General features: G+C 40.6%; 12 protein-coding genes. 6 read left to right on the forward strand and 6 right to left on the reverse strand.

Annotation, left to right across the window (positions count from 1 at the left end):
• Positions 1-138 precede the first annotated feature (138 nt).
• Entirely contained in the window at positions 139-2,880 is a 2,742-nt protein-coding gene (locus NMK36_RS18980; RefSeq protein ID WP_254174389.1) for a phycobilisome rod-core linker polypeptide, read from the reverse strand.
• A 363-nt stretch (positions 2,881-3,243) separates the two neighbouring features.
• Between NMK36_RS18980 and NMK36_RS18985 the strand changes: the two genes are divergently transcribed.
• The gene (locus NMK36_RS18985) at positions 3,244-4,443 is read left to right on the forward strand and encodes a class I SAM-dependent methyltransferase (RefSeq protein ID WP_254174390.1); all 1,200 of its coding nucleotides are present in this window, start codon (positions 3,244-3,246) and stop codon (positions 4,441-4,443) included.
• A gap of 314 nt (positions 4,444-4,757) precedes the next feature.
• Positions 4,758-6,179 carry a serine/threonine-protein kinase gene (locus NMK36_RS18990; protein WP_254174391.1) on the forward strand — a complete coding sequence of 474 codons (1,422 nt, stop codon included), beginning with the start codon at positions 4,758-4,760 and terminating at the stop codon, positions 6,177-6,179.
• 337 nt (positions 6,180-6,516) lie between these two features.
• Here the strand turns inward: NMK36_RS18990 and NMK36_RS18995 are convergent, their stop codons facing one another.
• Positions 6,517-7,284, reverse strand: coding sequence for a transposase (locus tag NMK36_RS18995; protein WP_254174392.1), 768 nt, complete (start codon positions 7,282-7,284; stop codon positions 6,517-6,519).
• Positions 7,285-7,368: 84 nt separating this feature from the next.
• Here NMK36_RS18995 and NMK36_RS19000 point away from each other — a divergent pair, with 84 nt between their 5' ends.
• On the forward strand, positions 7,369-7,995 hold the full coding sequence (locus tag NMK36_RS19000) for a GerMN domain-containing protein (protein ID WP_254174393.1): 627 nt from the start codon (positions 7,369-7,371) through the stop codon (positions 7,993-7,995).
• Between the two features lie 10 nt (positions 7,996-8,005).
• On the opposite strand, the gene accB is transcribed toward NMK36_RS19000, so the two are convergent.
• Positions 8,006-8,536 (reverse strand): acetyl-CoA carboxylase biotin carboxyl carrier protein, encoded by a 531-nt coding sequence (gene accB / locus NMK36_RS19005; protein ID WP_254174394.1) that lies wholly within the window; start codon positions 8,534-8,536, stop codon positions 8,006-8,008.
• Between the two features lie 146 nt (positions 8,537-8,682).
• Positions 8,683-9,240 carry an elongation factor P gene (gene efp, locus NMK36_RS19010; RefSeq protein WP_072719783.1) on the reverse strand — a complete coding sequence of 186 codons (558 nt, stop codon included), beginning with the start codon at positions 9,238-9,240 and terminating at the stop codon, positions 8,683-8,685.
• A gap of 561 nt (positions 9,241-9,801) precedes the next feature.
• On the opposite strand from efp, the gene NMK36_RS19015 reads away from it, so the two are divergent.
• The 3 genes from NMK36_RS19015 to NMK36_RS19025 all read left to right on the forward strand — a co-directional run bounded on the left by NMK36_RS19015 (position 9,802) and on the right by NMK36_RS19025 (position 12,077).
• Entirely contained in the window at positions 9,802-10,935 is a 1,134-nt protein-coding gene (locus NMK36_RS19015; RefSeq protein WP_072719784.1) for a peptidylprolyl isomerase, read from the forward strand.
• A 94-nt stretch (positions 10,936-11,029) separates the two neighbouring features.
• A complete protein-coding gene (locus NMK36_RS19020) occupies positions 11,030-11,344 on the forward strand; it encodes a hypothetical protein (RefSeq protein WP_072719785.1) in 315 nt (104 codons plus the stop codon).
• A gap of 106 nt (positions 11,345-11,450) precedes the next feature.
• The gene (locus NMK36_RS19025) at positions 11,451-12,077 is read left to right on the forward strand and encodes a hypothetical protein (RefSeq protein WP_139295071.1); all 627 of its coding nucleotides are present in this window, start codon (positions 11,451-11,453) and stop codon (positions 12,075-12,077) included.
• A gap of 341 nt (positions 12,078-12,418) precedes the next feature.
• Here NMK36_RS19025 and NMK36_RS19030 read toward each other — a convergent pair whose 3' ends face one another.
• Positions 12,419-13,711: an AAA-like domain-containing protein gene (locus NMK36_RS19030; RefSeq protein WP_367997193.1), complete on the reverse strand. Its 1,293-nt coding sequence runs from the start codon at positions 13,709-13,711 to the stop codon at positions 12,419-12,421.
• 17 nt (positions 13,712-13,728) lie between these two features.
• Complete coding sequence (locus NMK36_RS19035) at positions 13,729-15,684, reverse strand: AAA-like domain-containing protein (RefSeq protein WP_254174395.1); 1,956 nt, start codon at positions 15,682-15,684, stop codon at positions 13,729-13,731.
• Positions 15,685-15,796 lie beyond the last annotated feature (112 nt).

Below are 15,796 nucleotides of genomic sequence, written 5' to 3' on the forward strand. Positions count from 1 at the left end.
GGGTAAATATTTTTATTGATAGGATTGTATTGCCAAAACGGGTAAACAAGCTGTTTCCAGCAATAAAAATCCCTCCGTAATAATACAGAGGGATCAAATTGATCAAATTTTCACGAATAGCCTGAAAACTCGTTTTCGTTAGCTGCGGTCAGCGGCCGCCACAGGTTCAAAACTAGGAACCACTAACTCATCGTTTTGCTTGGTTAATTGGTTATACAAGCGTTCGGTATTCGGGAAGTTAGCCGCAGGTAAGGTGGGATAACGACGATAGGGAACAGTATCTTCCCCGAACAGTTGAGCATATTCCACACTGTTCACCATGGCGTTAATAAATCCTTTCAACCCGTTAGCAGCCAGGATTTGGTTATACACCCGGATTTCTGCTTGGTTAAGCGGTGCACGACCTAAGAAGTGCTTGGTTCCCAACTCAATCACCTTCGTATTGGGGTAGGGGGTATAGAACTCTTTGATATACAGAGAAGTGCTTCCCAACGCCTCAACGAACTCTTTGAGGTTAATTTCATTGTTCCCCAGTTTACTTTCCAGAGCAGTAAACTCATTTTTGGTCACATAGGGATCAATATTGCGTTCAAAGATTTGACGATAAACCGCTTGAATTAAAGTCTTCAGAGCCACTTTATCCGTCGTTGTCGTCAGCTTGAACACTTTGCTTTGTTGACGACGCTTGCTGACGCCTTGAGCGATGCGATTGTCTAATTCAATCTCACCCTTAATTTCAGGAGTACCTAGTTCGATAAACCGAGGCGTAATAACTTCTGTCCCCACCGGTTTTTTCTCAGCAAATGCCGCAACACGACCTGTCCGCAAGGACACACCACCCGGAGTCAAATACCGTTCATAAGGAACCGTATCTTCCCCAAAGGCTTCGTTGTATTCCTGACTATCGAGAATTGCATCCACCAAAGCATAGAAGCCTTTTTTGGAGCAAAGATCGAAATAGGCATTCATTTCCTGACGACCGTAGGTGGGACGACCTAACAGACGACGATGGATGTATTCAATCGCTTTACAGACATAGAGCGACGTCCAATACATCTTGCGGAAGACATCAGACTTAGCCAGGATGCGAATAAACTCCCGAACGGTAATATCGCCGTTTTCGAGTTTAATTTCAGCAACGGTTTGGCGTTGACCCGCATACAGTTCCCGACCAAACACCTGGCGATAGGCTGCCTGAATTAACGCTTGGGTAGAGGTTTCGGAATAATTAACACTGGTTCCTTTGCTGCTACCACTGCGCTTGAACCGACTGCTAATATAACCCCCAGGCAGTTGATCCAGTTTGAACACTTTGGGCCCTAAAGAACCGGGATTGTTGCCCCGTGCGGCGGGGTTGCTTAACTGGTTATCAATACCTGCCCCATTACGAATCAGAATCCGACGGGTATCTTTGCCAAAGGGTGCTGGACGATTGCTGGGATTTCGGGTTTCTTTCGGGAAAATAGCACCGAACTGGATTTCCAGAGGATCATTCCCAGTTCCGTAAACGTGTTGATCCCGCAGAGGTTGTTTGTAGTCTGCGAACAGTGTGACAAACTGGGGCACTTTGCGGAAGGGTGCACTGTAGTTAAACAGGTCAATTTGCGGCCCCCAGTTGCGACATTCTTGGGCTTCTTGACCCAAACCCCGCAAATAGGGAACGGTTTCTTCCCCGAAATAATCCGAATATTCTTGAGAATCCACCATTGCATCCACTAAGGGGCCTAAGCCACCTTTGGACACAATCGAGAAATATTTGCTAAATTCTTCAGGAGAACTTAAACCCCGACCCAGGAAGTGACGGGCTGCCAGTTCCACCACCCGACTATTGACAAAGGGTTGATAGAACTGTTTCCGGTATAACGGAGATTTACCTAAACGGCGGATAAACTCTTTAGTCGAGATTTCGCTGTTTTTCACTTTGGATTCTAAGTCGGAAATCCCCAAACTGTAGGCGCGGGTAATATCCCGTTCAAACACTTGGCGATAGGCGGCTTTCACCACATCTTGTTTTTCCGTCGAAGACAGTCCGGGTTTCATCACAAACTTCTGACGTCGCTCGGCGGCGTTGAAGTAAATTTGAGGCAGCGCTAACCCTTGGTGGTCACTGCTAGGACGTTGCCGGACTTTGTTAGCAGGGGCTGACGCTTCAAATTCTGTGATTAACACATTGAAGTATTGCAGGGCGATTTCTTGAGTATCTTTATCGCCTTTCAAATAGCCTAACGCTGCCCGACGCATTTCTTGGAGGGCTACTAAAGTCGCCGCACTAGAACAGGCATTTTCAATAATTTCCCGCAGTCCCCGCACGTTAACGGCGATCAGATTCGGATCTCCGGCAACAATTGCGTAGGTTGTATAACGCAAGAACCAGCTTAAATCCCGCAGGGATTTGGTCATGTTCCCAGGGCCATAACGAGAAACGTTAATTGGCCGGAACCCAGGGGGTAAAAATACGGCTGGCCCTGCTCCCGCATCCACAAAAATTGATCTTAAACCCTCGAACAGACCGCCACCTTTGTTATCCACATAGGAAATAGTTCCCAGTTTCATGCCTTCGGTGAGGTTGACTTCACCTCCCCCAACTGTGGCCATTGCCATAGTGGGAGTTTCCGTCGGTTTCTCCAAGAATGCTAGAGGTGAACCGCCCGTGAAAATCCGGTTTGCGGCACGGGAGACAATCAATTCGGCGTTTTGCGTCAGAATTTGAGCAATTTCTAAACGCTTTGCGCCAGAACTGAAATAGGTTGCCAGTTCACTTAATTCGCTTTTACCCAAAAAGCGATCTTGTTGCTCCGCTTGGGAAATGGTTGCAACGGGTACGGTTTGATAGAGTTGCGGACGCGCAACTGAGCTTCCACCACTTGCCTTTACACTCATTCGATCTCTGTCGCTCCCTATCTGAATCGTTACAGCATGGAACCTGAAGTATGGTACTGTTCTCAAACAATAAACGGATTAGTTTTGGCTAAATATAAGAATGCCTTCCACCCGATCATCGTGCTTGAGTTGTTGCCAGTTTAATCTTTCAGATTAAAATGAATTTTGGCTGATTACCAGACATTTATAAAAAAGCGTACCGACAATTATTGTATAGACTTGGGTGATGTTATCTGAGAAAAAAGAATAAGTTTTGTTACGCTCTCAGAGGTCGGTTGCGGGTTGTCGGTCAACCGTCAACCCCAGCACCCAACAGCCAACGGTCAACATGAATCAATCTTAATGCTTAATTGAGTTAAAACGATGGAAGAAGTTAGTTCTGCGGTTAAACGGCTTTATGATACCTATCCCTTTCCTCCTGACCCCCTGTTAGATGAACCCCCGCCAGGGTACAACTGGCGATGGTCTTGGCCAGCAGCTTATAGTTTTTGCACGGGTCAAAAACCCAAACATCTTGATATTCGCATTTTAGATGCCGGGTGTGGGACGGGTTCGAGTACGGAGTATTTAATTCAACTCAACCCAGAAGCGTCGGTACTGGGAATTGATTTGAGTGAAGGGGCCATTCAAACGGCGCAAGAACGCTGTCGTCGGTCTGGAATTTCTACCCCCGGAACACCCTCACCTGAATTTCGCCGTTTAAGTCTTTATGATGCAACCCAGTTAGAGGGACAGTTTGATTTTATTAACTGTGTTGGCGTTTTGCACCATTTACCTGATCCGATTCGGGGCATTCAAACCCTAGCATTAAAGTTAGCACCGGGGGGGTTAATGCACATTTTTGTTTATGCTGAATTGGGACGCTGGGAAATTCAATTGATGCAGAACGCGATCGCTTTATTACAAGGAAATAAACAAGGGGATTATAAAGATGGAGTTAAAATTGGTCGTCAAATTTTTGAAGCTCTCCCGGAAAATAATCGGTTAGTTAAATATGAATCTCAACGCTGGGGATTAGAAAATCAACGAGATGAATGTTTTGCTGATATGTATGTTCATCCCCAGGAAATTGACTACAATATTAATAGTTTATTTGAGTTAATTGATGCGTCAGGTTTAGAGTTTATTGGTTTTTCTAATCCTAATTATTGGAATTTAGAGCGATTAATTGGTAATTCACCGGAGTTACGTGAACGGTCAAAGGATTTAAGCGATCGCCAACGATATCGTTTAATTGAACTTCTTGATCCTGAAATTAGTCATTATGAATTTTTCCTCGGACGTTCACCTTTACCTCGGAATACTTGGTCAAATGATCAAGCGTTATTAGCAGCAATTCCTGAGCGTAGTCCTTGTATGAATGGGTGGCCGAGTCAGAATTTATTTGATTACAATTATCAAATTGTGAGTTTATCTGATGCAGAATTTGAGTTTCTCAAAGCCTGCGATGAAAACACAGAATCTCCTCGAACTGTTGAGGAAATTTTAGCTCAAAGCCAACTGGATTTAGACGGGGTGCGATCGCTCCAGGCTCGACAATTTATTTTGTTATCAATTGGCTGAATGACCGATACTCTTTTGTAGTAAGCCCTTCAGGGCTTTCTTCCTGTCTTCATTAACCCCTTAAAACGGGTTTTAGCGTAGAGGGGGTTACATAGCGCGTCTCTCTACTGAAATTTATTTCAAGGCTTTTAACCTTAAAAGGAACAATGGTAAAATCCCCCACCTTTTCCGCCATCAAAGGTCGGGGATTTAACTAAAATCAATGATTTTGTCTTATAATAATCAGAAAATCCCTGACTTGTCCCTTTGTGACGGTATAGAAACATCTTGCAGTAAAATTGTATAATATCAATTAATTATTTTTATCCATCATTATGAAATGTTTTAACCCTGATTGCCTTCACCAAAATACTCAACTTACTAATTTTTGTCAGAAATGCGGACAAAAGTTATTATTAACTGAACGTTATCGCGCCCATAGTTATCTTGGAGAAGGCGGTTTTGGGCGGACTTTTATTGGTGTTGATCAAAATAGAAGAAATAGCTCTTGTGTGATTAAGCAATTTTTACCTTTATCACAAAATAGCGGTGCATTGCAAAAATGTATTCAACTATTTGAACAGGAAGCAGAGCTATTAGAAAAACTAGGTAAACATCCCCAAATTCCTGATTTATTGGCTTTCTTTGAACAGGATGGTAAGTTGTATTTAATTCAAGAATATATTGAAGGTCAAGATTTACTCAAAGAATTAAAACAACAGGGAAGATTTAACGAAACGAAGCTCAAGTCTTTTTTAGTGGAAATGTTACCTATTTTGGATTTTATTCATAATAAGTCTATTATCCATCGTGACATTAAACCAGAAAATATTATTCGTAGAAAAAATAAATTAGATCCTACTATCTATGGACAAATTAGCGATTTAGTGTTAATAGATTTTGGTGTTTCCCGACAAGTTAGCGCGACTATTATGACCCGTATGGGAACTGTGACAGGCACTCCCGGCTATGCGTCACCGGAACAATTGAGAGGAGTAACGAATGCTTCTAGTGATATGTATAGCTTGGCAATTACTGCTATTAGATTATTAACGGGTGTCTTTCCTCAAGAAAGAAATGGAACCTTGGTTGATGAGATTTTTGACCACTATAATTTAGGTTGGGTTTGGAAGGAATGGTTAAGCAAAAATCGCCTATCTATTAGTCAAAATTTGGCTAGTGTTTTGGATAAAATGTTAGCGGATAAACCTAGCGATCGCTTTCAGTCTGCTCAGGAAGTTTTAACTGCTATTGGACAACCCAGTTTCGTTGTTTTACCTCAACCCCAACCTGCTCCAAAACCTAATATTAAGTTACAAACTTCTAAAGCTAATTTTACCAAACTAGACCAACTTTTATCAACGGTCAAATGGAAAGAAGCCGATCAGGAAACTGCGAGAGTTATGTTGCAAATTATGGGGAGAGAAAAAGAAGGTTGGTTAACGACAGATAATTGTCGCAATTTTCCTCCAGAAGAATTAGGCATTATTGACCAATTGTGGTTAAAATATTCTGAGGGCAGATTTGGTTTTTCTGTGCAGAAACAAATCTGGTTGGAAGAAGGTGGGAAAATGTGTGAAAACTGGGATGCGGCTACTTTCGAGAAACTTGCGAACCGGGTTGGATGGAAAAAAGGAGGAAAGTGGTTGAATTACGAACAATTTAATAAAAATGCACTTCCGGGTCACCTTCCCGTCGTGGCACTCGGCTGGGGCTGGGGGGGGTGGGGGAGGGGGGGGGGTAGTGGAGGAGGTTGATGGGGTTTGGGATTGGTTTTGGTTTGGATTGGTGTGAAAGGGTCGGGTATTCTTCTCTCTTCTCTAAACTCTCCTAAACTCTAACACATAAGGTATTCATCGCAATCCAAAATATTTGATCTTAAAGTAGTGAGTACGAAGTTATAAGGTTTTCCGCGTTTCATTACCTGTCATGGTAAAGGGTGATACTGTTGATTAAGGGACAAAATATAATTTCTCCTTAGAATTAAATCAAACAATGTATAAATAACTACAGAAATCAGCGTCAAAACATGATTTTTGACACACTACTCCTGATGAGGAAACCGGGCTAAAAAAAACCAGGTTTCCAGCATTGTCAATAATGAATATAATTATTTAAAAATTCGGCTACCGATTTTTTGTTATAACAATTAGCAAAAATAAACTTTTCCGAAACTTCCACAATTTCAGGATGATTTTCTCGCCAAATTTCATAAAATCTTTTAGCTTCCTCATCGGGTTGATGAGGTTTTTTATTCTGAGGAGAAGCTTTCTTAATTCTAGTTAACTTAGGTAATAATTTACTCCCCCAATGAAAGCCTTTAGACTGCTTTTCTGGGGGCTTGTATTTATAACAGAAATTACGATATTTTTCCGCACACTCTTCTAAATTTTCTCCCAAAGCCAAAAAAGCAGGATGCCAAGTAGTAATACCATCATCACTTAATCTTTCATAAACACCATAATTACTAAAATCATAGAAAAAGCCCTTTTGCATTCCCGCCGCTTGGGGGTTAGCATGGATATATCTAAGAGTATTTAAAGCCCTTCTTTGATCACTACTAGGAAAACTTGTACTATGGTATCTTTTTTCCCAAAAATGTCCTGTACGTTTTAACATTCGATTAAAACACATAGCACTATACCAGTTAAGATAGTGCATAATTTTCGGTATGTCTTCTATTTTTTGAGGTTCAATTAAATAGTGAATATGATTAGACATTATACATAAAGAATAAAGCTTAAAATCATATTTAATAATTGCTTTTTTGAGAATGTATAAGAAAACTTGACGACATTCTAAACGAGTCAAGCGAAACTCACGATTATTACAACGGGAGGTAATATGATAGGAATAGGGCATTTTCAATTTGGGAGTGATTCAGTCTATCATTAGAAAATCGGGATAAAGATACCCGACTCAAATTAAATCTACAATTCAAAATCGATGGAAGATCCCCAAAAGACTCGTATTATTCCCGTTAGAATTGTGGCTGGAATTGCCACTGTTTTAATTGCTGTGGGTGCAGGGTTAACCTGGTGGACATCAACGTCTCGTTCTCCCCAAGAACCCGTTATTTCTTCCCCGGATACAACCTCACCCAGTCCTCTAATTTCTCCTTCTCCATCACAAACCGTTGAAAAAACCCTTGCCATTTATTGGGTGAAGGATACAAACGGTAAACAGACAATTGTTGCTCAACCTGTACAAATTCAAGCCCAAAATGATCCCACGACATTCTTAACCGTCGCTTTTGAGCGATTATTAACAACTTCTCCTAATACTAATCAATTGAGTGAAATTCCCAAAGGAACAACAATTCAGAAGTTAACCACTAACAATGATGATGTTTATATAGATTTATCCCCAGAATTTACTCAAGGTGGGGGGAGTGCATCAATGACCGGACGACTAGGACAAGTGGTGTATACTGCGACAACCCTTAACCCCAATAGCAAAGTTTGGCTTTCCGTTGGCGGTAAACCATTAACCGTTTTAGGCGGAGAAGGGTTAGAAATTCCTCAACCCATCACTCGCCCCATTTTCGAGAAAGAATTTTTACCTGTTCCCTAATAGCCCGTTTTTAATCCGGTTTAACTCGCATTAACGGCTGGCCATATTCCACCGGGGAACCATTCTGAATCAAAATTTCCATGACTTGGCCAGAAAATTCCGCTTCGATTTCGTTCATCAACTTCATCGCTTCAATAATACAAACGGTCTGACCCGTCGAAATCCGATCACCCGTTTCCACAAAGGGCGGTTCATCGGGGGCGGGAGAACGATAGAACGTTCCCACCATTGGGGACGTAATTTCAACCCACTTAGATTCAGTCGAAGTCGGTGGGGGAGGCGGTGATACAGTTGGGCTAGATGCAGGGGACGTTCTGCCAACGGAATCAACAGCAGTGGGAACCACCGGAGACGAAACCAACTGTGAACTAACTCCTGCATCCGTTAACAGCGTCTCAACGGAAGGCAGAGTCCCAGAACTGAGCGAAATTTCTTTGCGAACAGTCAGTTCAAAATCTGCGCTTTTGAGCGTTAGCTCTGAAATATTGGTTTTATCGAGATCAGCCAGCAGTTCACGAAGCTGGTTCAAATCTAGTTGCACAGTTGGTACGTCTCCCCTAAATTTGCAATCTATCTTGATTTAGTCTGTTGGGTGGCTATACGAGCAATAACCCAACATTCTAAATGCCTTGTGTTTTTGTCTAAGTTTGGCACGCTTAAAATATCAAATCATGGTTCGGTGAGTCTTTATTCTCGACCTTGATAGCTGTCAGTCCGGGTATCAATCCGAATCCGTTCTCCTTTAGCAATAAATAAGGGAACCATCACTTGAGCGCCTGTTTCCACAATAGCGGGTTTTGTACCCCCTGTTGCTGTGTCTCCTTTGACTCCGGGATCGGTTTCAATGACTTCTAAGGTGACAGAGTTGGGGAGTTCAACTTCCAGAACCTGCTCTCCCCAGCGAACAACGTTAACGGTCATTCCATCTTTAAGATATTTCACGCGATCGCCAATTTCACTTGCCTTTAAACGGGCTTCTTCATAGGTTTCCATATCCATAAAGACGTATTCTTCCGCGTCTTTATAAGTATGTTGCATTTCGCTTTTTTCCAGGGTCGCTTGAGGAACCGTCTCTCCCGCCCTAAAAGTGCGCTCTACCACATTCCCGTTTTGTGCGTTTTTGAGTTTTGTCCGCACAAAAGCAGAACCTTTTCCGGGCTTAACGTGAAGAAATTCTACTACACGCCAGACTGACCCATCTAATACAATCGTGACACCTGTGCGAAAGTCGTTACTGGAAATCATAAGAAAAATTGTGGGACGTTTGGAAACTGCGTCTCTTTAGGGCGCAGAGGAAAAACGACTCAGGGGAATAAATTCCCCGTGAAATATTGTTGCCACCTGGGAGTTGCTTTACTCGGTGTACTTTTGTGATGTACTTTCAACGGGACAGTTACCGTCTCAAGTATTGCAACTCTCTAGGCACAACAGTTTGCTCAAAAGAGCCTCCCATTACTGGGGTAATGTTCGCTTCGCCAATGTTATCTGAGCTTGTTAGGCCAACCACACTGTCTTACCCCTCGTAAAACTGTTTAATGATTGACGATAGAGCCACAAACTAGCGACGCATTTGTGGGTATCTTGACTCAGATAACGTAGCCAGTTAAGGCTTAGGCTGGTCAGCTACCTAAAGGGGAGGCACGAAGACCCGTCTCTTTAGAGCGGGGTGCTGACGCAAGCTAATACCTGGGCAGAATAATCGGCATCTTATTTTACCCTTGAACGGGGAACAGGGGATTAATTTTTTTAGGATGACTGGTGACGGAATAATGGCAAGATCAGTAAAGAGAACAAACGTTAAGATTTATGTTGCATTTGCCCAATTCCATGAAAAACACCTATAAACATTGGTTGAGAACGAGTTTGGTGGCTGTACTGCTGTTTACCCTATCCCTAGGTCTGAGTGCGGCTTGGTGGGAGGGAGGGAGTCCACCAAAACGAGAAAGTATTTTACCTCAAGGAAATGCGATCACCGATGGTTCGGCACTATTACGCTATGCTCTGCCCATTGATAACGAAGCGGTCAGAAAACTGCAATCGAGTTTAGAATCTATTTCGTCTCAACTGCGAGGAAAGCGTTGGAATAATATCAATGGAGATATTACCCTTGCTTCCAGAGTTTTATCGACCCGGGAGGCGGAACTCTTGGCTAATATTCCAGAGGAACGCCAACCCCAAGCTCAAGCTTTAGTTGACCAATTAAAACAAGACATTGATACCCTACGCTCTGCTGTTGAAGTTAAAGATGCGACAATGGTGTTAGCAACCCGGGGAAAAATGTTAGATAGTGTTGGCAAATTAGAAGAATTAATGGTACAGGAATTTCCCTTTGAAGTTCCCGCAGAATATTCTAATTTACCTCAACTCAAAGGTCGGGCTACCGTTGCAATTCAAACCAATAAAGGCAACTTAACCGTTGTCGTTGATGGTTATAGTGCTCCAATTACGGCTGGGAATTTTGTGGATTTAGTTCAACGGGGATTTTATAATAACTTAAAATTCATCCGTTCAGAAGAATCCTATGCGTTACAGGTGGGAGATCCTGATGGAGAAGAAGACGGTTTTATTGATCCCAAAACGGGACAATATCGAGGGATTCCTTTAGAAATTTTGGTTCAGGGAGAAACAGAACCGATCTATAATATTACCTTTGAAGAATCTGGTCGTTATCAAGAGCATCCAGTTTTACCCTTTTCTGCTTTTGGAACCGTTGCATTAGCCCGTCCAGAAGCCATTTTAGATGGAGGATCTTCTCAAATTTTCTTCTTTCTTTTTGAGCCGGAATTAACACCTGCCGGACTCAATTTATTAGACGGTCGTTATGCTGTCTTTGGATATGTGACTGAAGGAAAAGACGTGTTAGAACAACTCCGTAAAGGGGATGTGATTGAATCTGCAAAAGTGATTCAAGGGGGAGAAAATCTCGTTGAACCTGCTTAATTAAGGTCAATCCTTAACAGTTGACAGTTGATTTTCAAAAATTAGCTGTTAACTGTTAATATTGATTTTATTCCTATTTTCTATTGTGTTAACTATGGCTATTATTGAATTAATTTCTATTGCTGGATTGGGTGTATTAGTCACTTTATTAATTGTGAATGTCGGAAATAATCGAGAACAACAGCGCCAATTAGATTCCGCATTTTATCGATTAATTGCTGCCCAAGCAGGTCGAGTTTCCCTAATTCAACTCTCTGCTTTAGCCGGAGTGAGTGCCGAAGTTGCCCAAAAATATTTAGATCATCAAGTACAAGTTTTTGCTGCATTTCCTGAAATCGATGATGAAGGAAATACCTTTTATCGGTTTCCTAAACTGCGTTTACCTCCCCGCTTAGAGCGAGAATGGTAACAACACTAACTGACTAAAACTCCATAATCTGATATAAGTGTTAATGATCAACTCGATAGTCAAACATCTCATCTAAAGAGTCAGCGTCGTTAGTACATCTGAACCTATGGCCAGTAAAATTGTATCACTTGTTTTTAACTTCTGTGGAGTGGCAGTAGTAGTGGGTGTTTCGAGTCTGAATCCAGCTTATTCATTGAATATTTCATCAACGTCGGAAACCACTGCCAATTCTAATTCTAACGCCGAACAAATCAACTCTTCATTCCAACGGAAGCAATACGGTAAACATCTTGATTGTTTTACATGGCATGATAAAAGTGCTATAGATGGTGGGCAACAAGATATTGATGGATACTGTAACTTAGAAGGTGTGACACCTAAATTAGAATTCAATGAACCTGCACCTGATGTATCCTCTGATCAACAGATTGAAAAATCTGTGATTGATCAAGAAAATATTGATCAAGAAAATATTGATCAAGAAAATCAGGATGCTTCCTCATTGCCATCAACAACGACATCAACATCGGGGTCTAAGAAACAAGGGTCTAAAGAAAAAATTGTCAACTCAGAAAAGACAATACAACTTCCCGGTTTTCAAGATGCACTTCAATATCAAGCCTTAAATTCATCCTTAGATGAGGAACCCTCTTTTTCAATTCCCATCACTTGGGTTATGGGAATTGTGATTACATTATCATTAGGATTAACTGTGTTTTTTGAACAAAAATGAAAACATAGATTTATAGCAACTGCTTTGCCTGATCAATGTTAAGACCTAACTCCCTATAGTAATCCTATTTGAGTTGTATCCAAAATTTGGGTTCAAAAGGGAACAGGGAACAGGGATAATACTTTTGGCTGTTTCATATGAGTTTTAAATTATTACAACCTCCGTCTCGAAGGCGCGGATTGCTAGAGTTTTTTTCCTCACAAGCGGAAGACGAGTCATTAGTATTTTTAAATGGCTGGGATGTTTAATAGGTAAAAGCCTTTTCACCCTGCTTGTAAGAGAAGAAGTTAAGGGGAGAGGCCTTACAAATCTACCCCCAGCAAAAAATCGTCCTATTTTTCTCAAAAATCCTCTAATTGATCTACTTCAATTTTTCCCGTATTAAATTTTTCGCGTAAACTTTGTTCTTGAAATTTAACAGCCGCTAAAAGTTCAGCATTTTGTAAAATTACCCCAACTTGATTATTAAAAATTTGCATATATTTCTGATCATTACCATCAAAACTGACTCGAAATGCTTCTGGAACTTGGCTATTATAACTTAAAACTTGATCATCCTCTTCAACAAGTTGCTTTTTATTCACTAATTGAGTAACACCAATTAACTCGCCATCGGGGTTCCAAACTGGCATACATAATAAACTACAGGTACGATATCCTGTTTTTGTATCAGTTTTTTTAGCCATTCCTGAGTCAGGATAATCATATAAATCAAAAGGAATATTCAAAGTCACTCCAATTTCTGCTACTTTTCCGGCATACCCTTGACCCACTTTAATTCTAATTTCTTGTTCTGAACCATCGTTAAAAATAATTTTAGTCCAAAGTTCATGATTTTGCCGATCTAATAACCATAATGTACTCCGATCAGCCATCATTAAATCCTTAGCGGCCGCCATAACTCGCTTGAGGATTTCATCGAGTTCTAAACTACTTTGACTCACCGAACGTGTCGCTGCCATTAAGGCGGCTGCAACTCGTTGTCCTCTGGCAGTTTTATGATAGGAACAGAAGCTTTCTAAGATCATCAGTTCAATGGCGCGACCAATATTAAAAGGATTGTTGCTTTTATTCTGCATTAAATCATGGGGAGAAGCCACTCCTAATAATGCAAAGGTTAATAATGGATATTCGTCACAGGTTCTAATAAAAGCAAAAAAATCATCGGTCGAAAAGTTGAGGCTCAAAATACTATCAACTTCATCAATAAAAATAACAATCGGTTGTTGAATACAATCTAATAAAACTTGTTCTATTAATTCACTTAACCGTTGAATAGGAGGTAAAAATTCTCGTTCCTGTAACCAAGCTTTTAAATGAATAGGAAGTCGAAAACTGGTAACTAAACGTCGCATAATTCCAGCATACCATTGATCGGGCGTAATATCCTGAGAACCAATTTTAGTTAAATCAACAGCCGCACAAGCAAACCCTTCATTTTGGAGTTGATGTAACGTTCTCACTCGTAAACTGGTCTTTCCCATTTGTCTAGCATTTAAAACATAACAAAATTCTCCAGCTTTTAATGCTTCATAAAGTTCTCGATCTGCTTGTCGAGTTACATAACTGGGGGTATCCAGAGAAAGATGTCCACCGACTTTATAATGATAGGTTGGAGAAAAAGTTAAATCCATAGAATGGGGGTCAGTAATTAGGGTTTAAGTTTTAAACGACGACCAAAATAGTTTTGATAAAGTTGAAACCGAGGAGTAACTTCATTTCCTTGGAGATGGACTAAACCTAAACTATGTAATTTAAACGCTAAAATTGATTCTAACTCTACAGGTTGAGAAGAACAAACCACTTGATAAAAGGCTTCGGCTAATTGAGGATGTTGTTGTAAATTCCACAAATGTCGGCGGAGGTGGTCGCTATAAATTCCTCCTTCCGTTGGTGCAATTTCTGCAAATTGATCTAAACTCATTGAATATTGAACCAGATGATAAAGTGCGACCCGAACTAAATAAGGATGTCCGCCAACCAGTCTCATCAAAGTTTCAACTTCCACGCCTCCCCAATTTAATCCATGTCGCTGTGCTAATTCTTCAACTTGAGTCGCCGTAAATTCAGTTAATTCAATGGGTAAACCCACGTTAAACGGCGATTGATTAATATCTAAAGGAATATAAACTTCTGTCGAATGAACAATCACTAATCGCAATTTTTCCCACAGTTCACTATCTCCCCCTCCATAGTTAGCTTCTTCATACCAAGCACGGAGTAAACTAAAGAAATCATCAGCAATATTGGGATATTGAAACACCCGATCCACTTCATCTAATCCTAACACTAAAGGTTGATCGCTTTGGGATAATAAATAATCTTCAAAATAGGCAGTACAATTATCTTTACTTACAAAAGTATTACTCCAATAATCAGGAATATGATAAGCTAACTTTAATTTACGAGTTACCTTAGAACAGAGCCATTGTAAGAGATGATTTAAGTTCGTAAAAATGGTTTTATCGGCGTGTTGAAAACTTAAAGGAACTGCACGATAACCTTGTTCTCGTCCTTGTTCTAAAATTCGCGCCATGAGTGAAGTTTTTCCCATCTGACGGGGTGCTTTTAAACGAATTAATGCACCGGGATGGCTAATTTCTTGATAACATTGATCTTCATGGGGAACCCGTTTAATATAAAAAGCTGATTCTAAACGGACTTGTCCACTGGGTAGTTCAGGTTCTGCGACGGGGAAGGGAGAGGGAATTACTGAAGAATAAAAAGGTTTAATGGAAAGAGAAGAAATAGAGGGAGATTTATGAGATTGGATGACTAGATTAGGCTGATTTTCTAGTTCAGATTCATCCCAATCTAGCGGTGAATATTGGGGAGGAGATTCGTGAATTAACTCCTGGAAAACACTGAGAATTTTTTGTAGGAGTAAAACCGTATCTTGTTGACCACTCCAGGTATATTGCATTGTTCCCCATAAATAACTTCTTAGATCATGATTTAAGGGTAAATTCGCTGGACAATTCACCCAAATCGGAATAAGTTTTGGTAAACGATGGGGATGAGTATCTTGTAATTCTCGAACTTGACGCAATTCTTCAATTACCATTTCACTATGACTAGATTGAGGAGATAACAATAAAATAAAAGCATCACACTGTTTTAATTCTTTGTCAATTTGAGCGAGAAAATCACTGTCCTGTTGATTGAGAGGAGATCGAATCACTTCCCAAGCCGCTAAAAATACAGAATTTCCAACTTGAGTTAAAACCGCTTCTAATTGTTGTGCTAAACGCAGATTTAACTCAGCATAACCATGACTCACAAACACTCGATAAACTGGGGTTGAAAGTTGCAGCAGTTCCCCAGAAATTTGACTGGATTGAATAATATTTTCTTTTTGCTGATATCGTTCTACAGCACCTCTAATCGTTTTTTTAGTAACTTTATCTCCCAACGCTTGAGAAATTTTTTGCCAAAGTTTATAACCTACATATTTTTCAATATAAGTTGGATTCAAGGGGTAGATTTCCAGGTAACTTTTTCCATCCCAAGAACCTAGAAAAACTTCTCGCTCTAAATCATTGAGATGCTTCCCTTGATGCTCAAAAACTAATTGGTCAACCCATTCTAGTGCTACTTTAGCATCCATAGTCTCGTGATAATCCCTTTGGTTTATTCAGCCAAAACCACTTTGATTAAACTGATGATGCTACAATCTTAATTAAGATTTGTGAAAAAAGTTTTCTTATCCGTCACCATGA

Origin of the sequence: Planktothrix pseudagardhii, assembly GCF_904830925.1 — a bacterium.
In the GTDB taxonomy this organism is placed as follows: domain Bacteria; phylum Cyanobacteriota; class Cyanobacteriia; order Cyanobacteriales; family Microcoleaceae; genus Planktothrix; species Planktothrix tepida.